This window comes from Halalkalibacter hemicellulosilyticusJCM 9152 (genome assembly GCF_000513115.1).
In the GTDB taxonomy this organism is placed as follows: Bacteria; Bacillota; Bacilli; order Bacillales; family Bacillaceae_D; genus Halalkalibacter; species Halalkalibacter hemicellulosilyticus.
Map to the genome: position 1 here is coordinate 71,525 of NZ_BAUU01000006.1, position 21,344 is coordinate 92,868.

20 protein-coding genes and 1 pseudogene are annotated in these 21,344 nt (G+C 39.8%); 16 read left to right on the plus strand and 5 right to left on the minus strand.

The genetic code is table 11. The annotated features are described in order from the left end of the window. Positions 1-7 precede the first annotated feature (7 nt). From JCM9152_RS04855 to JCM9152_RS04865, 3 genes are read left to right on the plus strand one after another with little or no spacing between them, the layout of a single operon-like run. A complete protein-coding gene (locus JCM9152_RS04855) occupies positions 8-1,138 on the plus strand; it encodes a DUF4350 domain-containing protein (RefSeq protein WP_035341581.1) in 1,131 nt (376 codons plus the stop codon). Beyond that, positions 1,135-2,064 (plus strand): AAA family ATPase, encoded by a 930-nt coding sequence (locus JCM9152_RS04860; protein ID WP_035341583.1) that lies wholly within the window; start codon positions 1,135-1,137, stop codon positions 2,062-2,064. Before JCM9152_RS04855 ends, JCM9152_RS04860 begins: the two co-directional genes overlap by 4 nt. Beyond that, on the plus strand, positions 2,015-3,373 hold the full coding sequence (locus JCM9152_RS04865; RefSeq protein WP_235715625.1) for a DUF58 domain-containing protein: 1,359 nt from the start codon (positions 2,015-2,017) through the stop codon (positions 3,371-3,373). Before JCM9152_RS04860 ends, JCM9152_RS04865 begins: the two co-directional genes overlap by 50 nt. Positions 3,374-3,794: 421 nt before the next feature. Here JCM9152_RS04865 and JCM9152_RS04870 read toward each other — a convergent pair whose 3' ends face one another. Next, positions 3,795-4,772, minus strand: coding sequence for a stage II sporulation protein M (locus JCM9152_RS04870; protein WP_035341585.1), 978 nt, complete (start codon positions 4,770-4,772; stop codon positions 3,795-3,797). 335 nt (positions 4,773-5,107) lie between these two features. Between JCM9152_RS04870 and JCM9152_RS04875 the strand changes: the two genes are divergently transcribed. The 7 genes from JCM9152_RS04875 (at position 5,108) to bioB (ending at position 12,611) form a co-directional block, all read left to right on the plus strand. Next, a complete protein-coding gene (locus JCM9152_RS04875) occupies positions 5,108-5,656 on the plus strand; it encodes an RDD family protein (RefSeq protein ID WP_369384523.1) in 549 nt (182 codons plus the stop codon). Next, positions 5,631-5,897 (plus strand): hypothetical protein, encoded by a 267-nt coding sequence (locus JCM9152_RS23935; protein WP_369384524.1) that lies wholly within the window; start codon positions 5,631-5,633, stop codon positions 5,895-5,897. Before JCM9152_RS04875 ends, JCM9152_RS23935 begins: the two co-directional genes overlap by 26 nt. A gap of 281 nt (positions 5,898-6,178) precedes the next feature. After that, positions 6,179-7,927, plus strand: coding sequence for an ABC transporter ATP-binding protein (locus JCM9152_RS04880; protein ID WP_035341587.1), 1,749 nt, complete (start codon positions 6,179-6,181; stop codon positions 7,925-7,927). After that, on the plus strand, positions 7,927-9,963 hold the full coding sequence (locus JCM9152_RS04885) for an ABC transporter ATP-binding protein (RefSeq protein ID WP_035341589.1): 2,037 nt from the start codon (positions 7,927-7,929) through the stop codon (positions 9,961-9,963). Before JCM9152_RS04880 ends, JCM9152_RS04885 begins: the two co-directional genes overlap by 1 nt. 11 nt (positions 9,964-9,974) lie before the next feature. Continuing rightward, positions 9,975-10,616: a hypothetical protein gene (locus JCM9152_RS21240; RefSeq protein ID WP_052015589.1), complete on the plus strand. Its 642-nt coding sequence runs from the start codon at positions 9,975-9,977 to the stop codon at positions 10,614-10,616. Positions 10,617-10,840: 224 nt separating this feature from the next. Further along, positions 10,841-11,494, plus strand: coding sequence for a FusB/FusC family EF-G-binding protein (locus JCM9152_RS04895; RefSeq protein ID WP_035341591.1), 654 nt, complete (start codon positions 10,841-10,843; stop codon positions 11,492-11,494). 103 nt (positions 11,495-11,597) lie between these two features. Then, the gene (gene bioB / locus JCM9152_RS04900; protein ID WP_035341593.1) at positions 11,598-12,611 is read left to right on the plus strand and encodes a biotin synthase BioB; all 1,014 of its coding nucleotides are present in this window, start codon (positions 11,598-11,600) and stop codon (positions 12,609-12,611) included. Between the two features lie 242 nt (positions 12,612-12,853). On the opposite strand, the gene fumC is transcribed toward bioB, so the two are convergent. The 3 genes and pseudogenes from fumC to JCM9152_RS21745 all read right to left on the minus strand — a co-directional run. Further along, a complete protein-coding gene (fumC, locus tag JCM9152_RS04905) occupies positions 12,854-14,230 on the minus strand; it encodes a class II fumarate hydratase (protein ID WP_035341595.1) in 1,377 nt (458 codons plus the stop codon). A 232-nt stretch (positions 14,231-14,462) separates the two neighbouring features. Continuing rightward, positions 14,463-14,846: a hypothetical protein gene (locus tag JCM9152_RS04910; RefSeq protein ID WP_035341597.1), complete on the minus strand. Its 384-nt coding sequence runs from the start codon at positions 14,844-14,846 to the stop codon at positions 14,463-14,465. Positions 14,847-14,878: 32 nt separating this feature from the next. Beyond that, positions 14,879-15,007 (minus strand): annotated as a pseudogene (locus JCM9152_RS21745) (IS1595 family transposase); the annotation flags it as partial. A gap of 153 nt (positions 15,008-15,160) precedes the next feature. Here JCM9152_RS21745 and JCM9152_RS23140 point away from each other — a divergent pair. Together JCM9152_RS23140 and rpiA are read left to right on the plus strand one after the other, a co-directional pair. After that, a complete protein-coding gene (locus JCM9152_RS23140; RefSeq protein WP_235715626.1) occupies positions 15,161-15,310 on the plus strand; it encodes a hypothetical protein in 150 nt (49 codons plus the stop codon). Positions 15,311-15,363: 53 nt separating this feature from the next. Continuing rightward, positions 15,364-15,858 (plus strand): ribose 5-phosphate isomerase A, encoded by a 495-nt coding sequence (rpiA, locus tag JCM9152_RS04915; RefSeq protein WP_235715629.1) that lies wholly within the window; start codon positions 15,364-15,366, stop codon positions 15,856-15,858. A gap of 106 nt (positions 15,859-15,964) precedes the next feature. Here rpiA and JCM9152_RS04920 read toward each other — a convergent pair whose 3' ends face one another. Next, positions 15,965-16,225, minus strand: a complete 261-nt coding sequence (locus JCM9152_RS04920; RefSeq protein WP_035341599.1) for a hypothetical protein — start codon at positions 16,223-16,225, stop codon at positions 15,965-15,967. A 557-nt stretch (positions 16,226-16,782) separates the two neighbouring features. On the opposite strand from JCM9152_RS04920, the gene JCM9152_RS04925 reads away from it, so the two are divergent. From JCM9152_RS04925 to JCM9152_RS21255, 4 genes are all read left to right on the plus strand, one after another. After that, entirely contained in the window at positions 16,783-17,184 is a 402-nt protein-coding gene (locus tag JCM9152_RS04925) for a hypothetical protein (protein ID WP_035341601.1), read from the plus strand. Positions 17,185-17,370: 186 nt separating this feature from the next. Further along, entirely contained in the window at positions 17,371-19,560 is a 2,190-nt protein-coding gene (locus JCM9152_RS21245; protein ID WP_052015591.1) for an NEAT domain-containing protein, read from the plus strand. 314 nt (positions 19,561-19,874) lie between these two features. Next, positions 19,875-20,252, plus strand: coding sequence for a glycosyl hydrolase (locus JCM9152_RS23640; protein WP_052015593.1), 378 nt, complete (start codon positions 19,875-19,877; stop codon positions 20,250-20,252). After that, complete coding sequence (locus tag JCM9152_RS21255) at positions 20,195-21,343, plus strand: glycoside hydrolase family 26 protein (RefSeq protein ID WP_052015594.1); 1,149 nt, start codon at positions 20,195-20,197, stop codon at positions 21,341-21,343. Before JCM9152_RS23640 ends, JCM9152_RS21255 begins: the two co-directional genes overlap by 58 nt. Position 21,344: the final 1 nt, after the last annotated feature.

The window sequence follows — 21,344 nt, forward strand, 5'->3', positions numbered from 1 at the left end:
GGTCGTTTTGGATAGAAAAAAATTTAGATTTAAAGCGTGGTTTTGGATTCCAATTCTATTTCTAATCTTTCTTGCTAGTAGTTTCATTGCTATCGGACAGCCACCACGTGAATATCCGCCTTATGTCTCTCATTCTCCTTCTCCAACGGGGATCAAGGCTTTGTATACATATTTGGAAGAGGAACGAGATAAGGTGCAACGTTGGGAACGACCTCCAGATCAATTACCAGTGCATGAACAAAATCGTGCTCTCTTGATGATTGAACCAGCGTTCGTACCAACGGGGAATGAAATGGTTCAGTATGAGGCATTTATGGAAGCGGGAAATACGATTGTCTTATTTAGCGAAAATCCAGCTGGGATGTTTGGATTAAGATATGATCCGAGCTCTCGCTTCCTAGAAGATGAGCCTATTTATTGGGGAGAAGAGACGTATTTTGCACAACAACGATCCCCTTTACGGTTGGTGCCAGCAGATGAAGATGAGATTTTACTAGAAGATGAATTAGGAGTTGTCGCCTTTAAACGTGAGTTTGGTGAGGGAGCCTTAATGGTTGTCAATGAACCGTACTGGCTTATGAACCAATTTATTTTAGATGAGGATCATATCCCGCTTATTCTGACATTAATAGAGGAAGCCAATGCTGATGAACTATGGTTTGATGAATATGTTCATGGTGAAGATAACTCAACAAGTATGCTGGCTGTCTATCCACTATGGTTTATTATTCTTATGCTACAGCTTGGTGTCTTCACATTATTATGGTTGCTCTACCAGGGCAAAAGGTTTGGACCGATTTTGGTAGAAAGAGAGGAGACCGTCCGGTTTAGTGATGAGGCTCTTCATGCTCTAAGTGCATGGTTTATTAAAGGGAAGCATTACTCAGGGGCTCTGCAAATTCAAAATGACTATGTACGTACACGAATGCAAGAAAAATGGGGGATTCCTCTGACGAAAGAGTGGACCGATATTGCTGATAACCTCATGCAAAAGTGGGATGAGAAAACAGAAAAAGAAACACGAACATTTGTATATGAGCTTGAGGGGGTATTAAGGAAAGAAACGGTAAGCAAGCAAGAATACCTTCTTTGGGCAAAAAAGTTAAATGAATTACAGAAAGGCGTGGAGAAAAGGTGAGAGCAGAATTAAAGGCATTACTAGAATCTTATGAGCAAACGATACTTGGACAAAGTCAGAATATTAAATTGTTATTGGCTTCTGTCCTTTCAGGAGGGCATGTTCTTTTAGAAGGGGTGCCAGGAACAGGAAAGACACAAATGGTTCGGACGCTTGCTAGACTTATTGGTGGTGACTTCCACCGCATTCAATTTACCCCTGATTTACTACCGAGTGATATTACAGGAAGTACGATTTACAATATGAAAGATGGTCAATTTCAAACGTTAAAGGGTCCGATTTTTACGAATATTTTGTTAGCAGATGAGATTAACCGAACTCCAGCAAAGACACAGGCCGCTTTGCTTGAAGCTATGGAAGAAAAGCAAGTAACGATTCAAGGTGAAACCTACGCTTTATCAGAGGTTTTCTTTGTTGTCGCGACACAGAATCCGATTGAATATGAAGGGACATATCCACTTCCAGAGGCACAGCAGGATCGTTTTCTATTTAAGCTAATCATCGATTTTCCATCAGTTGAAGAAGAACAGCAAGTGCTCAAACAAGTCATTGAGAAAAAAATGAACACAGCTGCCGTAGCTTCTGCGTTAGACCTTGAAACATTTATCTCGATACGTAAAGAAATTGAGCAAGTAACGATTAGTGATGATGTGTATGCATATATGGTTGAGATCGTACGTAAAACTCGCGAGTCTGAAGCCCTTCGCTTTGGAGCGAGTACACGTGCAGCGATTTCAATCGGGAAGGCTGCACAGGCATGGGCATACTTAGCCGAACGTGATTACGTTTCACCAGACGATATTAAGTTTGTCGCCAAACCAGCATTAAGACATCGAATTCAACTATCTCCACATATAGAATTGGAGGGAACGACTGTTGACCAAATTATTAACGAGCTTGTTGGGTCGATTCCTGTTCCGCGATAAAGGCATATTGCCGACGAAACGATTGCTTTTCTTTTTTATCGTGATTTCAGTTATCTTTGTCATCTTAGGCTTCTTCGGTGTTTCATGGGTATGGATCATCATAGGGAACGGGGTTGTGTTGCTCATTAGTTTGCTCGATCTGCTTCTTTCGCCAAACAGAAAGGAATTGAATGTTTCACGGCAACTAGATGGAGAACTGGAGAGAGGTATAGCGTATCAAGGGAAGGTTGTCATTACGAATCGATCACACTATTCGGTCACGGTACGGATCATTGATGATTTACCTCAATCGTTCGTCCGTCCTTTTCCAATTGAGTTACAAGCAGATTCAAAAAGTGCATCTTCTATCAGTTATGAAACTGTAGCACCCGTTCGTGGGAAATACCTCGTTAAAAAGCTGTACATACGTTATAAAAGTGTTTACGGTTTATGGGAGAAGCAAATGGCTCAAGTGATTGAAGATGAAGTAAAAGTGATTCCTGACTTGACGGATACGAGACATTTTCTTGAAAATGCGCAAAAGTTTTTACTGCATGAAGGAAAGGATATTCGTAAACGCAGGAGTGACGTTGGAGAATTCGCTCAAATTCGAAATTATGTTGTTGGTGATGATCCAAGGAAGATTAATTGGCGTCAAACGGCAAAACTGCAGGAGTTAATGACAAATGAATATGAGCCTGAACACGGAAAGCATGTCACGCTCTTAATTGATTGTGGGCGAATGATGGGAGCGGAGTTGAAGAAGGGGAACCGTTTAGAGCGTTCCCTTGAGGCTGCGATAACGGTTGCTGCCGCTTCTTTGCAAAAAGGGGATCAAGTAGCCGTATTAGCCTTTTCTAGTCAAGTTAAAGTATTTGTTCCACCGGCGAAAGGAATGGCACATTTACAGACGATTTTACAAGCAATTTATGATGTAAAGGTGGACGGGGTCGAATCAAACTATGCCGATGTCCTTCGTTATTTAGAAACGGTTCAGAAAAAGAGGAGCTTACTACTTCTATTTAGTGATGTTCGCACCTTTTTACATGAGGAAAGCGCCCTCGTGTATTTGCAACGTCTACGTCAACGGCATTTGTTCTTCATGATTGGTGTCGAGGATGAAATGCTAAAGTCGAGAGTGGGAGATGATCCGGAAGAAGTGAGGACAGCTGTTGTCAAAGCGATGGCGATGAAGCAAATACTTGTGAAAAAACGGGAAAAGGCAAAATGGGAGAGGCAGGGGCTTCATATGATTGAAGCGGAGGAAGAGCGATTAACCGTTGCCGCTGTCTCGACTTACTTTGACGTCATGAACCGCGGACTGTTATAGATGCATCCAAAATGGGTGCTCTTCCCTTTTTGGATGCATCGAGGCATGGCGAAGTCGCTACCTGAATGAAAAGTCAAGTGGGGAGAGGTTTTCTCACCACTAGACGAGTAGCGAACGAAGCCGTGCCCAAAAGGGTGCTCTTCCCTTTTTGGATGCATCGAGTTTGAGTCTTTGTTAAATGTAAAAAGCGATGTTCAACGTTACGAATCGATCAAAAGGAGCGTCCTTATAATCGATAACGAATGCGAACATCGCTTTTAAAAAGAGGCTGTGGCAAAACAAAAGTGTTTAGCTGAGAATTTGAACATTTAGATAACGTAGCGAAGTATATTTCAGGAGCGGTGAATGTGCTCCACTCTAAATTTGTTCGGTATCTCACTTATGAAAATACTTTTGTCCCAGCTGCTTTCAATGGTTCCAGCTAAGATAGGTTGGTCTGCTCTCGCTTGAGAATGAACGCTTTACCAATGAGAGCATATAGGATTAAACCGATGGTAGTAATTAGGGCGATAGCGTATTTCACTTCTAAAGAAACGCCTGCAGGTGTTATATAACCTTCGATCACACCAGCAATGACGAATAATGGAATCGTTCCAAGTAAGAGCTGAACGGAGCGTTTGGCGTTTTCTTTTAGTTGATAAGCTCGTGAATAATGGCCAGGAACAAACAAGCGGTAGCCCATTAATAGACCAGCGCCTCCAGCAATAAAAATCGCCGTTAGTTCAACAATGCCGTGAGGGACGATATAAGCCCAAAATTCATAGCTGTTGCCATAATGCCAAAAGAGAGCGGCAATGGCACCGATAATAATTCCGTTATAAATTAAAATATAGACGGTTAATAGACCAAATGTTATTCCGCCGGCAAAGGCAAGAATAGCCACTTGAATGTTGTTCACCATAATTTCAGCAGACATAACTGGTGCATTTACAGTGCCTTCTGCTGCACCGACTTGGGTTGGATCAAATGCTTTTGCTAACTCTGCCGGTAATACAGTATAAAGGCTTAATTCATCCTGCATAACAGCAAAGAAGCTTCCAATTGCACCGAGTGTGAAAAGCAGCATCGCAACGAGTACAAACTTCCATTGATCAAATAACAAATGAACAAATTTTGTGCTCAAAAAATAGCTGATCTGCTTCCAACTTGATAGTTGGTCACGGTATAGTAGATTATGAGCTTTTGCGACAAGACCATTTAAATAAAAAGTCACATCAGTAGAAGGGAAATTTGTTTGGCTATAAGAAAGATGCTGAGCCACTTTTTGATAGGTATGATGGAAATCATGAATGTGCTGACTTCCTGTTCTGCTTTTATGATTCTTTTGTAGAGTCGAAATGAGTTGTTCTAGATTGTTCCAGTCTTCACGATGCTGTTGTGTAAATTGTTTTATATTCATTTTGAGCCACACCTTTTTAAATAGATAAGAAAGTATAAAATGATTAGAAGTACTGTGGGGGAATCAAGGAGACGAAAGCAGACTCTGTGCGTCGGCTCCGCTCGTTACACGATATTCTGAAAGAACCCCACATCAGAATAACTTCAATCGATTGTAACGACTGCGCACTACGCATTTAATAAAAGGCGCTGTCGCGTTTTATTATTTAAAACTCATAACTACTATTTTATAGTAATAATGGTAAAATAGAAACAGGTTAAATGAATATTTTCTCTAAAGAAGCGATTATATGCCTCGAAGTAAAATGATTGTAGTAAGTAAAGATGGAGGACGTTATGAATCAGGAACAAGTACAAGTCAAAACACCAGAATATGTATCCTTACAATTTCAATCGGCAGGTTTAGGAAGTCGTGCATCTGCCTTTATTATCGACCAAGCGATTATTATGATTGCCAACATTACGATTTTAATTGGTGCGATTTACTTAATGGATTTTATGGGGCTTTTCATGGGGACATCATGGGTTCCGATCGCTATTGTAACGATTCTTGCTTTTCTCATAAATTGGGGTTATTTCTTCTTTTTAGAGTATTTCACAGGTGGAAGAACGTTAGGGAAAAAGATGCTCGGTATTCGAGTGATGCAGGAAAATGGCCATAGTATTACACTATTATCAAGCTTTATCCGAAACTTGCTACGCATTGTGGATCAACTGCCTGCAGGCTATTTACTTGGAATATTAATGATCTTCTTCCATTCAAAGCATAAGCGTTTAGGAGATCTTGCTGCTGGGACACTTGTCGTTCACGAAAGACGGGTAAGAAAGAGAAAGAAAAAAACAGCAATCGAGAAGGAGATTGAACGAAGAGGCATCACAAGATGATTGGAAGCTAGATGAATGGACGATCAAGAGCTTCAAGGAAAAGGATTGGAATCTACTGAAAACGTATGTAGAGCGCTACTTACAATTACCTTTAGACGAGCGTGAGCAGCTAACGAATAAGGTTTCTAATATTCTTATTGAAAAAATTGGCATTGATACAAGTGGAAAAACAGCGCTAGAGCTTGAAAGAATGCTATTTACACTCTATTTACATTTAAAAGAAGAATGGGAATTTGAATAAAACCATTGACAATTGCAACTGGAAAATACTACAATACATTATACAAAATAGAAGGGAGGGTTACAAAATGGATAACGTGAATCGTCGTAGAAGAAAACGAAATAGAAATGTAACCCTACCGGTCGGATAAGAAGCTACTTTTTTAGGAGCAAAATCGGTGTGGTTACGTATGTAGCTGCACCTTATCTATAGGTAGTATGATTAGATACCGTGCATTCGTGTGCGGTATTTTTTTGTGTGAAAAAAGACAGGGAATGTGGATGAGAAGGGCGGGGTAGGTCATGTTTACGATTTTATTTAAACTAGGTTGGTTTTTCAAGAAATATTGGAAACGCTATACGATCGCGATTATTCTTTTACTTATTGTCAGTGTGCTCGATGTTATTCCACCGAAAATTATTGAGATGGCGATTGATGATATTCAGTTTCGCCAGCTAACTCCGGAACGATTACGTGAGCTTTTACTCTTCTATGGAGGGCTCATTGTGGCCAGTTATTTAATCACGTATGTCTGGATGTATCAGCTGTTTGGTGGAGCATTTGTGCTGGAGCGCTTGCTTCGATTTCGTTTAATGCGTCATTTTCTCTTCATGACGCCTCGTTTCTTTGAAAGAAATCGAACAGGTGATTTAATGGCTCGTGCGACAAACGACTTGAAGGCGATTTCGTTAACGGCAGGATTCGGGATTTTAACGTTAATTGATTCGACCGTGTTTATGATGATTATTATTGCTGTTATGGGCTTTACGATTAGCTGGCAGCTTACGTTAGCAGCACTTATACCGTTGCCGCTTATGGCTTTAGCAATTCGCTATTATGGCAAGATGATACACCAACGATTTACAGCGGCTCAAGGTGCATTTGGTGATTTGAATGATCAAGTATTAGAATCGATTGCCGGAGTTCGTGTTATTCGCGCCTACGTACAGGAGCGAGCGGATGAGAAACGATTCCAGCAGCAAACCGAGCACGTTTACTCTAAAAATATCGACGTTGCTCGTGTGGACTCGTTGTTTGAGCCAACGATCAAAATATTAGTCGGCTTCAGCTATGTGATTGGCTTAGGCTACGGTGCTTACCTTGTGTTTCAACAAGCTATTACTCTCGGTCAGCTTGTGAGCTTTAATATTTATTTAGGCATGCTCATTTGGCCGATGTTCGCCATCGGTGAATTGATTAACATATTGCAGCGGGGAAGTGCGTCATTAGATCGTGTGAATGAGACGTTAGCATATGAACCTGATGTGAAGGATAGTCAACAAACTGTGGATGTTCCATTACCTCATACAATTGAATTTTCGCATGTTTCCTTTCGTTATCCTTCAACAGAACGTAAACAATTGAAGGATGTGAACTTTACAGTTGAAAGAGGAGAGACGGTCGGTATTGTTGGAAAGACAGGAAGTGGGAAGTCGACATTAATCAAACAGCTCATTCGCGAATACCCACTTGGTGAAGGAGAGATTACGATTTCGGGCGTGGCTATTGATCAAATCCCACTAGACCGTTTGCTCTCTTGGGTTGGTTATGTTCCGCAAGAGCAAATCCTCTTCTCCCGTTCGATTCGTGAGAATTTAATGTTCGGAAAAGAACATGTTTCCGAAAGTGAGATCGAGGAAGCGTTACGTTTAGCTGTATTTGACCAGGTGCATCAGTTGCCAAAGGGGCTTGAGACATTGGTTGGTGAGAAAGGAGTGGCTCTTTCTGGAGGGCAAAAGCAACGATTATCGATTGCGCGTGCTCTCATTCAAGATCCTGAAATTCTTCTATTAGATGATGCGATGTCAGCAGTCGATGGAAAGACAGAGGCGAAAATGATCGAGAATATTCGCTCTGTTCGGAAAGGGAAAACGACCTTTATTACGACACATCGTCTGTCAGCAATAGAGCATGCAGATTGGATTATCGTACTAGATGAAGGTCAAGTGATTGAAGAAGGGACACATGAGCAATTATTGGCGCTTGGTGGCTGGTACAAAGAACAATATGATCGCCAGCAGGCTAATGATTCTTACGGGGAGGTGAGCTAATGAAATCACAACAAAAAGTAGGGAAGCGCCTCGTCGCCTATGCTCTTTCATTTAAAAAGACGATTCTAGTAGCGTTAGTACTACTTACGGTCGCTGTTACAGCTGAGCTGGTCGGCCCCTTTATTGCCAAGAAAGTAATAGATGATCATATTATGGGGATTGAGGAGCCGTGGTTTGAGGTAGCAGAAGAAACAGAGCAAACGGTTATGTATGAGGGGAATCTATACAAGCGTAGCTCCTACGTATCAGACGAGGATGTAGTAGGTGAAGGTAAGCTGCAGCTCTTACAAGTAGGGCGCTCCTTCTATGCCATCGAAGAGCACCTCATGTTTGATGGGGAGAGGGTGGTCGAAGGAAGTGTCGTTACGATACGTAGTGGCAATGAGCAAGTTAGTTATGAAGCAGAGCAGCTAGCAACGGCAACGTTAATTCAATTTTACCAGCCTGAAATAAGACCGATCATCGTGTTATTAGCTGTCTATGTCGCTTTACTTATCTTTGCGGCTTTCTTTCAATACGGAAAGTCATTGTTATTACAAAAAGCAGCGAATCGAATTATTCAAAAAATGCGTACAGATGTCTTTGAACATATTCAAAGATTGCCAATTACGTATTTTGATAATCAGCCTGCAGGACGCATCGTTTCAAGGGTGACGAACGATACAGAAGCGATTCGTGAGCTGTATGTGAAAGTATTAGCTTCTTTTGTTACAAGTGGTATTTATATGATCGGAATTTTCGTTGCTTTATTTATTTTAGATGTGTATCTTGCTTTGGTTACGTTAGCGGTTGTGCCTATTATAATCGTTTGGGTCATCGTATATCGTAAGCTCGCTGCAAAGTATAATTACCTTATTAGGACAAAGATAAGTGAGATTAATGGAATGATTAATGAAACGATTCAAGGCATGCCAATTATTCGCGCGTTTCGTCGGCAGAAGCAAATGACCGCAGAATTCGAACAGTTGAATAAAGAACATTTCACATATGAGAATAAGCTCTTAAGCTTAAACGCCTTGACGTCTCATAACTTAGTTAATGTGTTGCGAAATGTCACATTTGTTGCACTGATTTGGTATTTTGGGGGTCAATCGATGACAGCCGCTGGGATTGTATCAATCGGATTGTTATATGCTTTCGTTGATTATTTAAACCGATTATTTCATCCAGTAACGGATATCGTTAATCAGTTGGCCCAGTTAGAGCAGGCGCGTGTTGCATCCGCTCGCGTGTTCGAGCTACTTGATGAAAAGGGTGAAGATGTCGTTGATGATTCAATTGCTCGTTACGAGGGTTATGTAAAATTTGACCAAGTTAGCTTTTCGTATGACGGAGAGCAGGATGTGCTAAGAGATATTAGCTTTGAAGCGAAGAAGGGAGAAACGGTTGCTTTAGTCGGTCATACAGGGTCTGGAAAAAGCTCGATTATGAATTTATTGTTCCGTTATTATGATGTAGAACGAGGAATCATTTCAATTGACGATACACCGATTCAAACGATGTCCAAACAGCAGTTACGTAAGCATATGGGAATTGTTTTACAAGATCCATTTTTATTCTCGGGTACGATAGCCTCTAACGTGAGCTTAGATAATCCAGCTATTTCAAGAGATCACGTTCTCCAAGCCTTAAAGGATGTTGGCGCAGATCGATTCATTGAGCAGTTGCCAAACAGTTATGATGAGCCTGTATTAGAAAAAGGGAGCACCTTATCAGCGGGCGAACGGCAGCTTATATCCTTTGCGCGGGCTCTTGCGTATAATCCAGCGATCCTTATTTTAGATGAGGCTACCGCTAATATTGATACAGAAACAGAAGCGCTTATCCAACAGGCCTTAAATGTTGTAAAAGAAGGGCGTACGACATTTATAATCGCTCACCGCCTATCAACGATTCGACAAGCCGATCAAATTCTCGTACTAGACCAAGGAGAAATTGTTGAAAGAGGACGGCATGAAGAGCTATTAGAACGGAAGGGAAAGTATTATCAAATGTATCAAATGCAGCATAGGACGGAACAGAAGATCATTTCATAGAGGGTGAGAGGATGATGAAAGAAAAGCTGCAACAATGGCTATTAGATCGTCTATCTTTTTCTACAATGGTGTATCTTCCTTTTACAAACGATATGCGTCATAACTTTGAAGATGCTTACGATCAATTACGAAAGAATCAGTTGGAGAGATACAACGGCCCTTATCCGTTGTACCTCCTTCTCCATTATCTCATTGTCGAGAAAGGGTGCCTCGTTCACGGATCGAATTATGCGAACATTTCGATGTTTGAACCGAGACAACAAACATTGTATAACGGTAAGCCGGTTACAGCTGTATTTGCTTCATCAGATGGCCTTTGGTCGTTGTTCTTTGCGGTTGTTAATCGGTTGGAATATGATGGGGCTTTAAAAAACCTTTGTATTGTAACAAAGAATAAACGATACTACTATTTTTCACTTAATCGTGATTGGTCGGGAACGCTATGGAGAGAAGGGACGATTTATGTATTGCCGAGTGATTCCTTTGTTCGAGGTGGAGCAAAGGCAGAATGGGTGTCAGAGAATCCAGTGTCCCCTGTGGCAAAGCTGGCGGTGAAGCCTGAGGATTTCATCTTTCGTAATCAAGTGAAGAGGCATGATGAGAACGAACCTCACTTACGTTCGCTCGTAAAGGGGTTGCTGTATAAAGAATAGTTTTGTCCCATATTAGATGTGGGAATTCCTAAAGGTGGTGATATCAAATGGTGCAAATGGTTCATCTCCCGCCAGATTTTTGTAGTGCCTCATGCAAAGTTGTTATTAGAGGGGCGATTATTTGTATGAGGTGAAGGATCGGATCGCCTAATTATATTTCTGATAAACAGCTTTGCCTTATTTTTTACCATCCCTTTCAATAAATTATAAGGAGCTGACCAGAAATGATAAATTCAGTAGAAGAGAATGTACCTTTTCTAAAAAATGACCAATACAATTATATTAAATTTCAATTGAAAAATCTCGTCTATGCTTATTCAATAACGAAGGATAAAGAAGTTCTTAACGCTTTGAAATATAGTACTCGTGATAAAGTCTTTTCTCAAATATCAAATATGAATGAAGAACAAAAGGCTGTATTAAATAAAATGATGCATATTGAAGAGGATAAGCAAGTAGAGCGTTTTTTGCTTGAACTGAAGAATGATGTCGTTCCATTTAAAGCGATCAATGAAAAGACGATAACTAAACTCTTTCCTAAAGTAAAAAAATTGAAAATGCCTTCTCTTAAAGAGATCGACTTTAGGAATTTATCGTACTTAGGTTGGTATGATATTCGTTCGGAAAGAAAATTCCTTATTATAGACAACGATGGAACATTAATCGGGATTCAAGGATCTTTTAAGAAGAGTGCAAAGGGAATTTGTGCATTGTGTCATGGAAATGAAGATGTTGGTTTGTTTATGGCTAAAGTGAAGTCCGGAAAAGAAACATATACAAATAGAGGTAATTATATTTGCGCAGATAGCTTCAAATGTAATGAGAACCTAACAACATTAGATCAATTGAATCATTTCGTAAAAATATTAAATAAATAATCGGGTTTTTGGAGATTATGACTATGTTGATTTAACAAAGACTCTTCCACTTCTCTTATTGTTAACTTATAATGAATCTAAGGTTAACAATAGGAGGTTTTTTATGCGTTGGAGTCAAATTTCTGAAAAAATTATTAATGGATATTTGTTAACAAAAGAAGAAGCGTTATCTGTTTTAAGAACGTCTGATACAGAAGTTATCGCGCTTGTTCATGAGGCGTATCGTATTCGACATTATTACTATGGAAAAAAAGTAAAATTGAATATGATTTTAAATGCCAAAAGCGGTCTTTGTCCTGAAGATTGTGGGTATTGTTCGCAGTCGTTTAAAGCAACGAGTGATTGTGATACATATGCCCTCGTCGATGAAGAAACGATTGTAGAAGGGGCTAAAACAGCTGCCCGTGGAAAAATAGGAACCTACTGTATTGTGATGAGCGGGAGAAGACCGACGAATCGAGAAGTCGATCGGATATCGGGTGCAGTTGAGGAAATTAAGAGAGAACACCCCCATTTGAAAATTTGTGCTTGTTTAGGCTTAGCTACCGAAGATCAGACAATTAAGCTTAAGCAAAGTGGTGTCGATCGTTACAATCATAATATTAATACGAGTGAGCGTTATCATAGTGAAGTTGTCACAACACATACATACGATCAACGTGTTGAAACGTTGGAAACGATGAAAAAACACGGAATCTCCCCGTGCTCTGGTGTGATTTGTGGGATGGGTGAGACAGATGAGGACATTGTTGATATGGCTTTTGCGTTAAGGGAATTGGATGCTGATAGCATACCGGTTAACTTCCTTCATGCAATTGAAGGGACAAAGTTTGCTAATAAAGATGAGCTTACTCCGATGCAATGCTTGAAAATTTTGGCACTGTTTCGCTTTATAAATCCTACGAAGGAAATACGAATCTCAGGTGGACGTGAGGTCAATCTGCGTTCATTGCAGTCGATGGGTCTGTTCATTGCTAATTCAATCTTTGTTGGTGATTATTTAACAACGCAAGGGCAGCCGAACCTTGCGGATTATGACATGGTTCGTGACCTTGGGTTTGAAATTGAAGAGAATGCGTTTGAGCGTGATACGAGTGTGGTGGAGGCGAAGTTATAGCCTTGCCGTATAGATCGCGTGCTGTACGCGGTTCCTCATTCCTCTATTTTTCCGCTATTTCAATTTTTCATGTTTTTACGGTTCCTGATTCCTCTATGTTGGCTTTTATGGCTCCTTTTGGACTCATTTAGCTCATATAGCGGAATGAGGAATCCTTTTTTTCTCAGGAAGCATAGGTTCCCCGATTTAGCGGAATGAGGATTCCCTCTTTGTATTAAGAAAAAGACGCTATCGCGTTTTTCTTAGACCATTTTTTCAGGATTGACGTATTGATCATATTGCTTAGCTGTAAGGTGTCCGCTTTTAATCGCGGCTTCTTTCAATGATAGTCCTTCGGTATGGGCTAGTTTTGCAATCGTTGCTGCGTTTTCATAACCAATATGTGGATTGAGTGCTGTTACGAGCATGAGAGACTGATCGACCAATTCTTTTATTCTTTCCTCATTCGGTTTTATTCCTATGAGACATTTGTCATGAAAGGAGCGCAGGCCATCGCTCAATAGCTGAATGGATTGTAGCATGTTGTAAGCAATGACTGGTTTAAATACATTAAGCTCAAAGTTCCCTTGACTCGCAGCGAAGCTAATCGCGGCATCATTGCCCATTACTTGGCAAACGATCATAGTAAGTGCCTCGCTTTGCGTAGGATTGACTTTCCCAGGCATAATGGAGCTTCCTGGTTCATTTGCTGGAATCGTAATCTCGCCAATTCCTGAGCGTGGTCCACTGGCAAGCCATCTGACGTCATTGGCTATTTTCATTAAGTCTGTTGCTAGAGCCTTAAGTGCACCGTGAGTGTAAACAAGCTCATCGTGGCTCGTTAAGGCTTGGAATTTATTTATGGCTGTTTGGAAATCGTACCCCGAGGTAGTCGCAATGCGTTCAGCTACTTTTTCGCCAAACGTTTGGTGTGCATTGATTCCTGTTCCGACAGCCGTTCCGCCAATAGCAAGCTCGAGTAAGCTTTTAGAACTTGTTTGAATCATATGCGCGTCTTTTTCCACCATCCGATGCCAGCCGCTAATTTCTTGTCCGAGTGTTAACGGTGTAGCATCTTGCAAATGCGTGCGTCCGATTTTAATCAGTGATTGAAAGGCTTTTGCTTGCTTGGAAAGTGTTTGCTTGAACCTTTCTAATTCTGGGAGTAACTGTTGTTGAATTTTCGTATAGATTGCAATGTGCATCGCTGTTGGAAAGGTATCGTTTGAGCTTTGTGATTGGTTAACATCATCATTAGCATGAATGGATTCATTGTATCCCTGCTGCTTTAACCATTCATTCCCACAATAGGAGATGACTTCATTGACGTTCATGTTCGTTTGAGTCCCACTACCTGTTTGCCACACCTTTAATGGGAAATGCTCATCAAGCTCTCCTGCTCGTATTTTAGTCGTTACGTCACAGATTGCTTTCATTTTTTCTTTTGTTAGTAATCCTAGTGAATGGTTGACTTGTGCTGCACTTTCCTTAACAATCGAGTAAGCATAAATGAGTTCAAGTGGCATCATTTCACTACCGATATTAAAATTTTCTAAACTCCTTTGTGTTTGGGACTTCCAATATTTATCCGCTTGTACGGAGATTTCACCAATTGTATCCTTTTCGATTCGAGTATTCATCGTATGTCCCCCTTTATGCTGCTTTTTCTTAGTATATTAGCGATTGTCATGCCTATTCAGACAGAACGAAATATATGTAGATAAACATCAACATGTTTTCTGTGCCCTTGAACTTTTTAAAAAATAGGCTCTGTTAAAGTTTATTGTTGATCATGAAACAAAATTAGAGGAAACCCTAACAAATGAGGGGTTCCTGTGAATTAGTCTTCTTATTCTTAAATTTGTTTATGGTTTATTCCTCTGTGTTTGGATTTACCGCAAACTCTATATTAACAATATCTGTTTCTCTTCCTTTCTTTGTGAGGATGACGATAGCTTTATAATCATCTTCCCATTCGACAGATATTTTGTCTGGTATTTTTGTTTTCATAATACTCCTATTATCGTAATTAATTCTAAGGGTAGGGTCGGGAAAATCGTTTTTCTTAACAATTTCGATTGAGTTTATATTGTTTGGAGAATGGCTTACCTTTAACTGTGTTTCTTGAGTATTTGAGATATACCAAACTACTACTAAAATAGCCAATAGACCTAAAATGACTACACCAAATAAACAACCAATTTTAGTTAAGAGTTTAGTTTTTTCTCGTTCTAAGTAATTGTCATTCCAATCCATTATTATTTTCCTTTCTTTTCAATGATTAAGGGCTACATATTAAATTGTGATAACCTCAAACTATCATATCTGTCCGTCATTTCAATTACAAATGATGTTAATAGGAATTCTTTAATATGTTGATTAGTTCTTTCATTACTACGACTATCCGCAAATAAGAAAGTATAAAATTCGAGGGAGACATGTGGGAAAAGCATAGAGGGTGTAGGCAAAACTCAAAGAAGAATTTATCGAGTGAACGCTTTCCTCTATGCTAATTGTGTTATACTATTTGTAAGTTGTACGTATAACAAGACGTGAAATGAGGGATTACAGTGATTTGGGAAAATAAATTAGCGACTCAGCTTCAATGGTCAGCCAAAATTTCGAACTTGGAAGCGAAGCAAAAGGTTGCCGATAAGGTCGCAGAACGTGTAAAGGAAGGCGACGTAATCGGAATTGGTTCAGGCTCAACTTCTTTTTAGCATTACAAGCGATAAGTAAAAAGGTTCGCGAGGAAAAGCTGAATGTTGTTGGAATTCCAACCTCGCAAGAAGTGTCGATGGCATGTTCGACATTAGGCTTGCCAACGACAACACTTCTTAATGCTCGTCCAGATTGGTCTTTTGATGGTGCAGATGAGGTTGATCCAAAGAAAAGCCTGATTAAAGGTCGCGGAGGAGCGATGTTTGCTGAGAAAATTGTGATGAAGGCTTGTACGGAAAATTACATATTAGTCGATCAATCTAAGTTTGTATCGAGGTTAGGGGAGAAATTCCCAGTCCCAGTTGAGGTTGATCCACGTGCTCTACACTTAGTTGAAACAGAGCTTGAAGGATTAGATGCGACTGAGATTACGTTACGGATGGCTGTTGGTAAAGATGGACCTGTTATTACAGAAGCGGGAAACTTGATTTTAGATGTTCATTTTGATGAAATACCTGTTACATATGAGCGAGATATTAAAGCGATTCCAGGCGTTATTGAAACAGGGTTATTTATTGGCTTCCCAATTGAAGTGTTGACAACATAAGGAAGGGTAAAAGGTATGAGATTGTAACGCCACTCATACCTTTTTTCACTATTAATGAAGACGCCCAATCCAGGTGGCGATAGGCTTTGCTCGTTTCATGCTTTTCTTAATGAGACTTTAGCTGCTGCAGGGCTTCGATTTCCTGAGCTAGGTCTTCGCGAAGAAGTTGGTAAGCGGCTTCATTATCAATATTGGCAGCCTGCTGTACTGAATGCTCAGCCTTCGCTAATGAGTTTTGAGCGTGTTCAATCGTTTCGGGATTAGGGTGTGATTGTGCCTGTCTAATTGCGTGATGAGCATGCTCAATTGATTGCTGTGCTTGTGAAATTGAATTTTGAGTTTGTGTACTTGAAATGTTATTTTTCATCGAAACACTCCTTTTTTACGGATGAAATCAACAGTTACTATATGTCATTTTATTAAAATATATACAAGGATAGGAGGAGCATAGATGAAATCATTGATATTGATGGGTCATTAATTAGGGGAGATCAAGTATTACCTGGGGCAAAGGAGCTTCAGTTTGTTAGAGGTGTATGAGTGTAGATAAATAACGACACTTTCTATTGACACCAATGGGTATTAATGGTATTTTATTTTTGAAAGGATTATAGATTTCAACAGCAAGATACCTTTCCAATGCAGAAAGGCTATTTTTTTAAAGTTATAATGATAATGATTTTCATTAACGTTTAAAGCGTGCTTTCAGCTCGCTTTTTTAACCAACATTAATTGATAATAATTTTCATTATCATTGATGGTTTATCTGCAATGGTCACATAAAAGAAAGGAGATCAGTCATTTGAGAAGCCCACCTGTATGAACAAGGTTTGTGTTAGGTTCGTTGTGGTTAATCAATGTCCAAGCTTTAGTTATTTAAGACGTATGAAAAATTAATCTTAAAATCGAAAGGGATGTTTGTAAATGATTAAATCTACCGTATCTATGAAGAATGCTGTTGCCTTGTTTTTTGTGATGCTTTTATTGACTTTAGCTCTAGCGACTCCTAGCTCTGCAGCATCATACAATTATCAATTTTTAGATGATAATGAGAATTATTCAGCTCATGCTAGTTCATTTATTGTTGGAGATGCAATATTTAATGGTGGTTCAACGGTAACAATTACGTTAGAGGATGCTACGATTTTAGGTGATTTATTAGTTTGGGACGGAAGTAGCTTTGTTGCAGCTGATCGTGCTGTTGATGGAGATGGAAATGTTCAATTTACATTTGATATCGCCAATTTGGACAACTTAGAAATTCAATTATATGTAAATGCAGGACCGCATAGTGGTTTTATGACGCTCTTTATTGAATGGCTATAATTTAATGAGAAGTAATGAGCAGAGATAGCAATGTCTGCTAGGTATCTTGAGAGGAGGGAGTTGCACCTCTCAAGATATTTAAAGGTGTAGCTTTGTTCATTGCACGAGAGGGTGTTTCAAAAGGTCAACACCCTCTATCATATCGCTCATTTTTCAATGACACTTTTTATAAGGAGAGGGAGCACATTGAAGCAAAAGTCATTTGCTAGTTTTATAATTGTGATGCTGCTCATTTCACAACTACTTCCCGGAGTAGCGACTACATACGCTGAGAAAAGCGACTTACCAGATGGAGTATATGAAGCAGACTACCGATATTTAAAGGATGGATCATCAGAAACATCTGCTGCGCATGGGTATTTATACGTCGAGAATACAGGCAGATTTATTGTGGAAGCGGAGCAAATTTTCTTCGAGCATGAGATAACGGCTGAAAATGAAGGGTATATTCCTTATATTGGCTTCAGGCTACCAGGCTATCCGAAGGCAACGATTTCTGGTGCTGATATAACCGGTATGGATGGTTATCAGGAAGTGGAGCCGAGTTTAGTTGATCAAGCTGACGAGAATGGAAATTATGTCGTTCGGTATGAGTTGGAAGAGGTAACAAAGGCACCAGATATCTTAATTCATGTGTATATGGAAGGTGTCCCTGGATTTCCTGGTGGAGTGTATGATTATTGGTATAATGTGCAACTAGAAATTGATACGAGCACACTTCCGATTGAAGTTGAAGCTGACAAAACATCATTAATCGATTTGATCGCTGAAGCAGAGGCGCTATTTGAAGCGATCCCACCGAGTGGCACATTCATTCCTAATGTGATCTCTGATGGCGAGCATACGTATAGTACGTCTCAAATCAATAATCGATTAACGAATGCTAAAAATGTCGTTAATGATCCAAGTGCGTCACAAGCTGAAGTTGAAGCTGTGTCTAATAATTTGCAAGTAGCTATGGATTCTGTGAAGAGAGATCAGTACTTTGAGACAGGCACTTTACGTTTTATCGTATTAGATTCAATGGAGGAAGATGCAGCATTGTCTGAACACACTGGAGACTTTGGTGAAGAGGTAGCTATATTAGAACAATTTGGAACTCACCAAGCTTGGGTGAATATTCCTGTAGTAGGAATGTCTGATGATTTAGATATTCGTTCATCAATGGCTCCTGCTAATGGTGAGGTTAGAGAAACGTTTGTTGCCCCAATACCATTTGTACGTAAAGAAACAGAAGAAATTATCTGGTATCAAGCGAGTGTTAGGCATGCGAATGCAGACGACAGTGTTTGGCAAGGATTAACCTTTTTAAGGTATAGCGATGAAGGTGTGGAAAAAGAGGTTTATTTGAGCTTTAATGTGAGTCAGCTAAATGAATTAGAAGAGTTATTCTTATTAGCTGAAGCCTTTAATGAAACAGCAGAAATTGGCACAGCAAATGGTCAATTTGATGCGGACCATGATGTGCAAGAAAACTTACAAAGTGCAATGGAACAAGCAGGGCGAGTATCGAGTAATCTTGCAGCGACTAGACCGGAAATTGCCGAAGCTTATGAACGTTTGGATGAGGCAATCACTGAGTTTTTGAGTAAAAAGCAATTAGAAGCTGGTCAATATGAGCTGCAATTAGCCGATATAAGTGAGGAGCTAGCAGATTACGTTGATTCTATTTATATGAATGTCGACGAGGATGGAACGATTGATCTTGAAGTGACACGACGAGAAGAAACAACTCAAGTTGAGCTAGTCAGTCAAAAGGATGGAGAAGCGGTTGCTTCCAGTGATGAAGGTGGTCGCACCTATTTGTTCTCAAATATTGATTTAACAAATGCTTACCAATTGACTGTACAACATCAAGGTGGTCAGGAGCAGGTGTTTGTTACTTATTTTGCTATGATTTCTAGTCAGGTTGTTGAAGAAGAGCCGCCAGGAAATGAAGAAGATCAACCTAGTAACGAGGAAGAACCGCCAGGAAATGAAGAAGATCAACCTAGTAACGAGGAAGAACCGCCAGGAAATGAAGAAGATCAACCTAGTAACGAGGAAGAACCCCCAGGTGATGAAGGAGACCAACCTAGTAACGAAGAAGAGCCTCCAGTCAATGGAGGAGACCAATCGGGTAACGAAGAAGACCCACCAGGTAATGGAGGTGGTCAACTAGAAAATGAAGAAGAAGTAAACGGAGATGAGGATCGTCTTCAAGAAAAGTCTCCTGACAATGGTGAGAAACAAGCGACTGGAGAATCGTCTAATGAGAGCTCAGGTAAAGTTTTACCTAAGACATCTACTAATCTGTATATGTTACTGTTGCTTGGTTCGGCGATGATTTTGTTGGGAGGATTCGCTTATTTGTATATGAGGAAAAGGCTAGTATAATAATTGCAAGGTGCTTCAAGAATATATACTTTGAAGCACTTTTTCATATCCTAGAACCTAAACGATAAGTTAATATATTATTTTCTAAGTTCGTTTTTACTTTTGCTGAATAAAAGATAATTAAGAAAATGAACGTTTTTAATGGAGGAATCATCACTTTTTTTATTGTTTTGTTTATTTTATACTTAATAAAATATAAATAATTAAGTAAAAAAATATTGAATTATAAATTAATTTAAGTATAATAGTTTTTATCAAGCGCTTACATTTGGAAGGTGTTTGTACATTAGATAAATTATGGAGGAGGTTTTGTTGTGGATATATTAAGAAAGTGTGTACTTGTACTATTGGCCTTACTATTGTTGTTACCTACGACATCAACGGCATTTTCTGAAAGCGCTTCTACTAATGAGAGAGTGCTAAATTTATCTGATCCGAATGCGACACGCTATACGAAGGAATTGTTTGCGTTTCTTCAAGACGTGAGTGGTGAGCAAGTGTTGTTCGGGCAACAGCATGCAACAGATGAAGGGTTGACTCTGACAGGTGAAGGAAATCGAATTGGTTCAACTGAGTCGGAGGTGAAGAATGCAGTAGGTGATTATCCAGCTGTTTTGGGTGGGATACGAACAGCTTGGATGGTCGTGAAAAGCCAGGTACAGATGTGGAAAGTCAAGAGCAACGAATTTTAAATACAGCAGAATCGATGAAAGTGGCACATGAATTAGGAGGGATCATCACATTAAGTATGCATCCGGATAACTTTGTTACCGGTCATTACTATGGCGATACGGATGGTAACGTCGTTCAAGAAATATTGCCAGGTGGCTCCAAGCACAATGAATTTAACGCTTGGCTAGATAATATTGCTGCCCTAGCACATGAATTAGTTGATGATAATGGAGAGCCTATTCCGGTTATCTTCCGTCCATTCCATGAGCAAACAGGTTCGTGGTTTTGGTGGGGTGCGAGCACAACAACTCCTGAGCAATACAAAGCGATTTTTCGATATACAGTCGAATACTTAAGAGATGCAAAGGGTGTTCATAACTTTTTATATGGATTCTCCCCTGGTGCGGGTCCTGCTGGCGATCTAGATCGATATTTAGAAACGTACCCAGGTGATAATTATGTCGATATCTTAGGTATTGATAATTATGATAGTAAGTCAAATGCGGGGTCAGACGCTTGGTTATCTGGAATGGTAAAAGATTTAGCGATGATCTCGAAATTAGCAGAGGAAAGAGGGAAGGTATCAGCCTTTACTGAATTTGGATACAGCGCTGAAGGGATGAGTCAAACGGGTGATGCGTTAGATTGGTATACACGTGTGTTAAATGCGATAAAAGCAGATGAAGATGCGCGAAACATATCCTACATGCTAACGTGGGCTAACTTTGGGTGGCCTAATAATATATTTGTTCCGTATCGTGATGTGAATGGGGATTTAGGTGGAGATCATGAGTTATTACCTGACTTTGTACAGTTTTATGAAGATGAATACTCAGCATTTCGTGAAGATATAAATGAAAGTGTTTACAATCGTAATGAGAGTTATATTGTTGCGGATCATGAGCCATTTATGTATGTTGTTTCCCCTACGACAGGTACATATATAACAGGCTCGTCTGTTGTCTTACGAGCGAAAGTAGTTAACGATGAGGATCCGTCCGTTACGTATCAAGTGGCGGGTTCTGAAGAAGTCTATGAGATGACTTTAGATGAAAATGGGTATTACTCTGCTGATTATATTCCTACTGCTCCTAAGAATGGAGCTCTGTAGA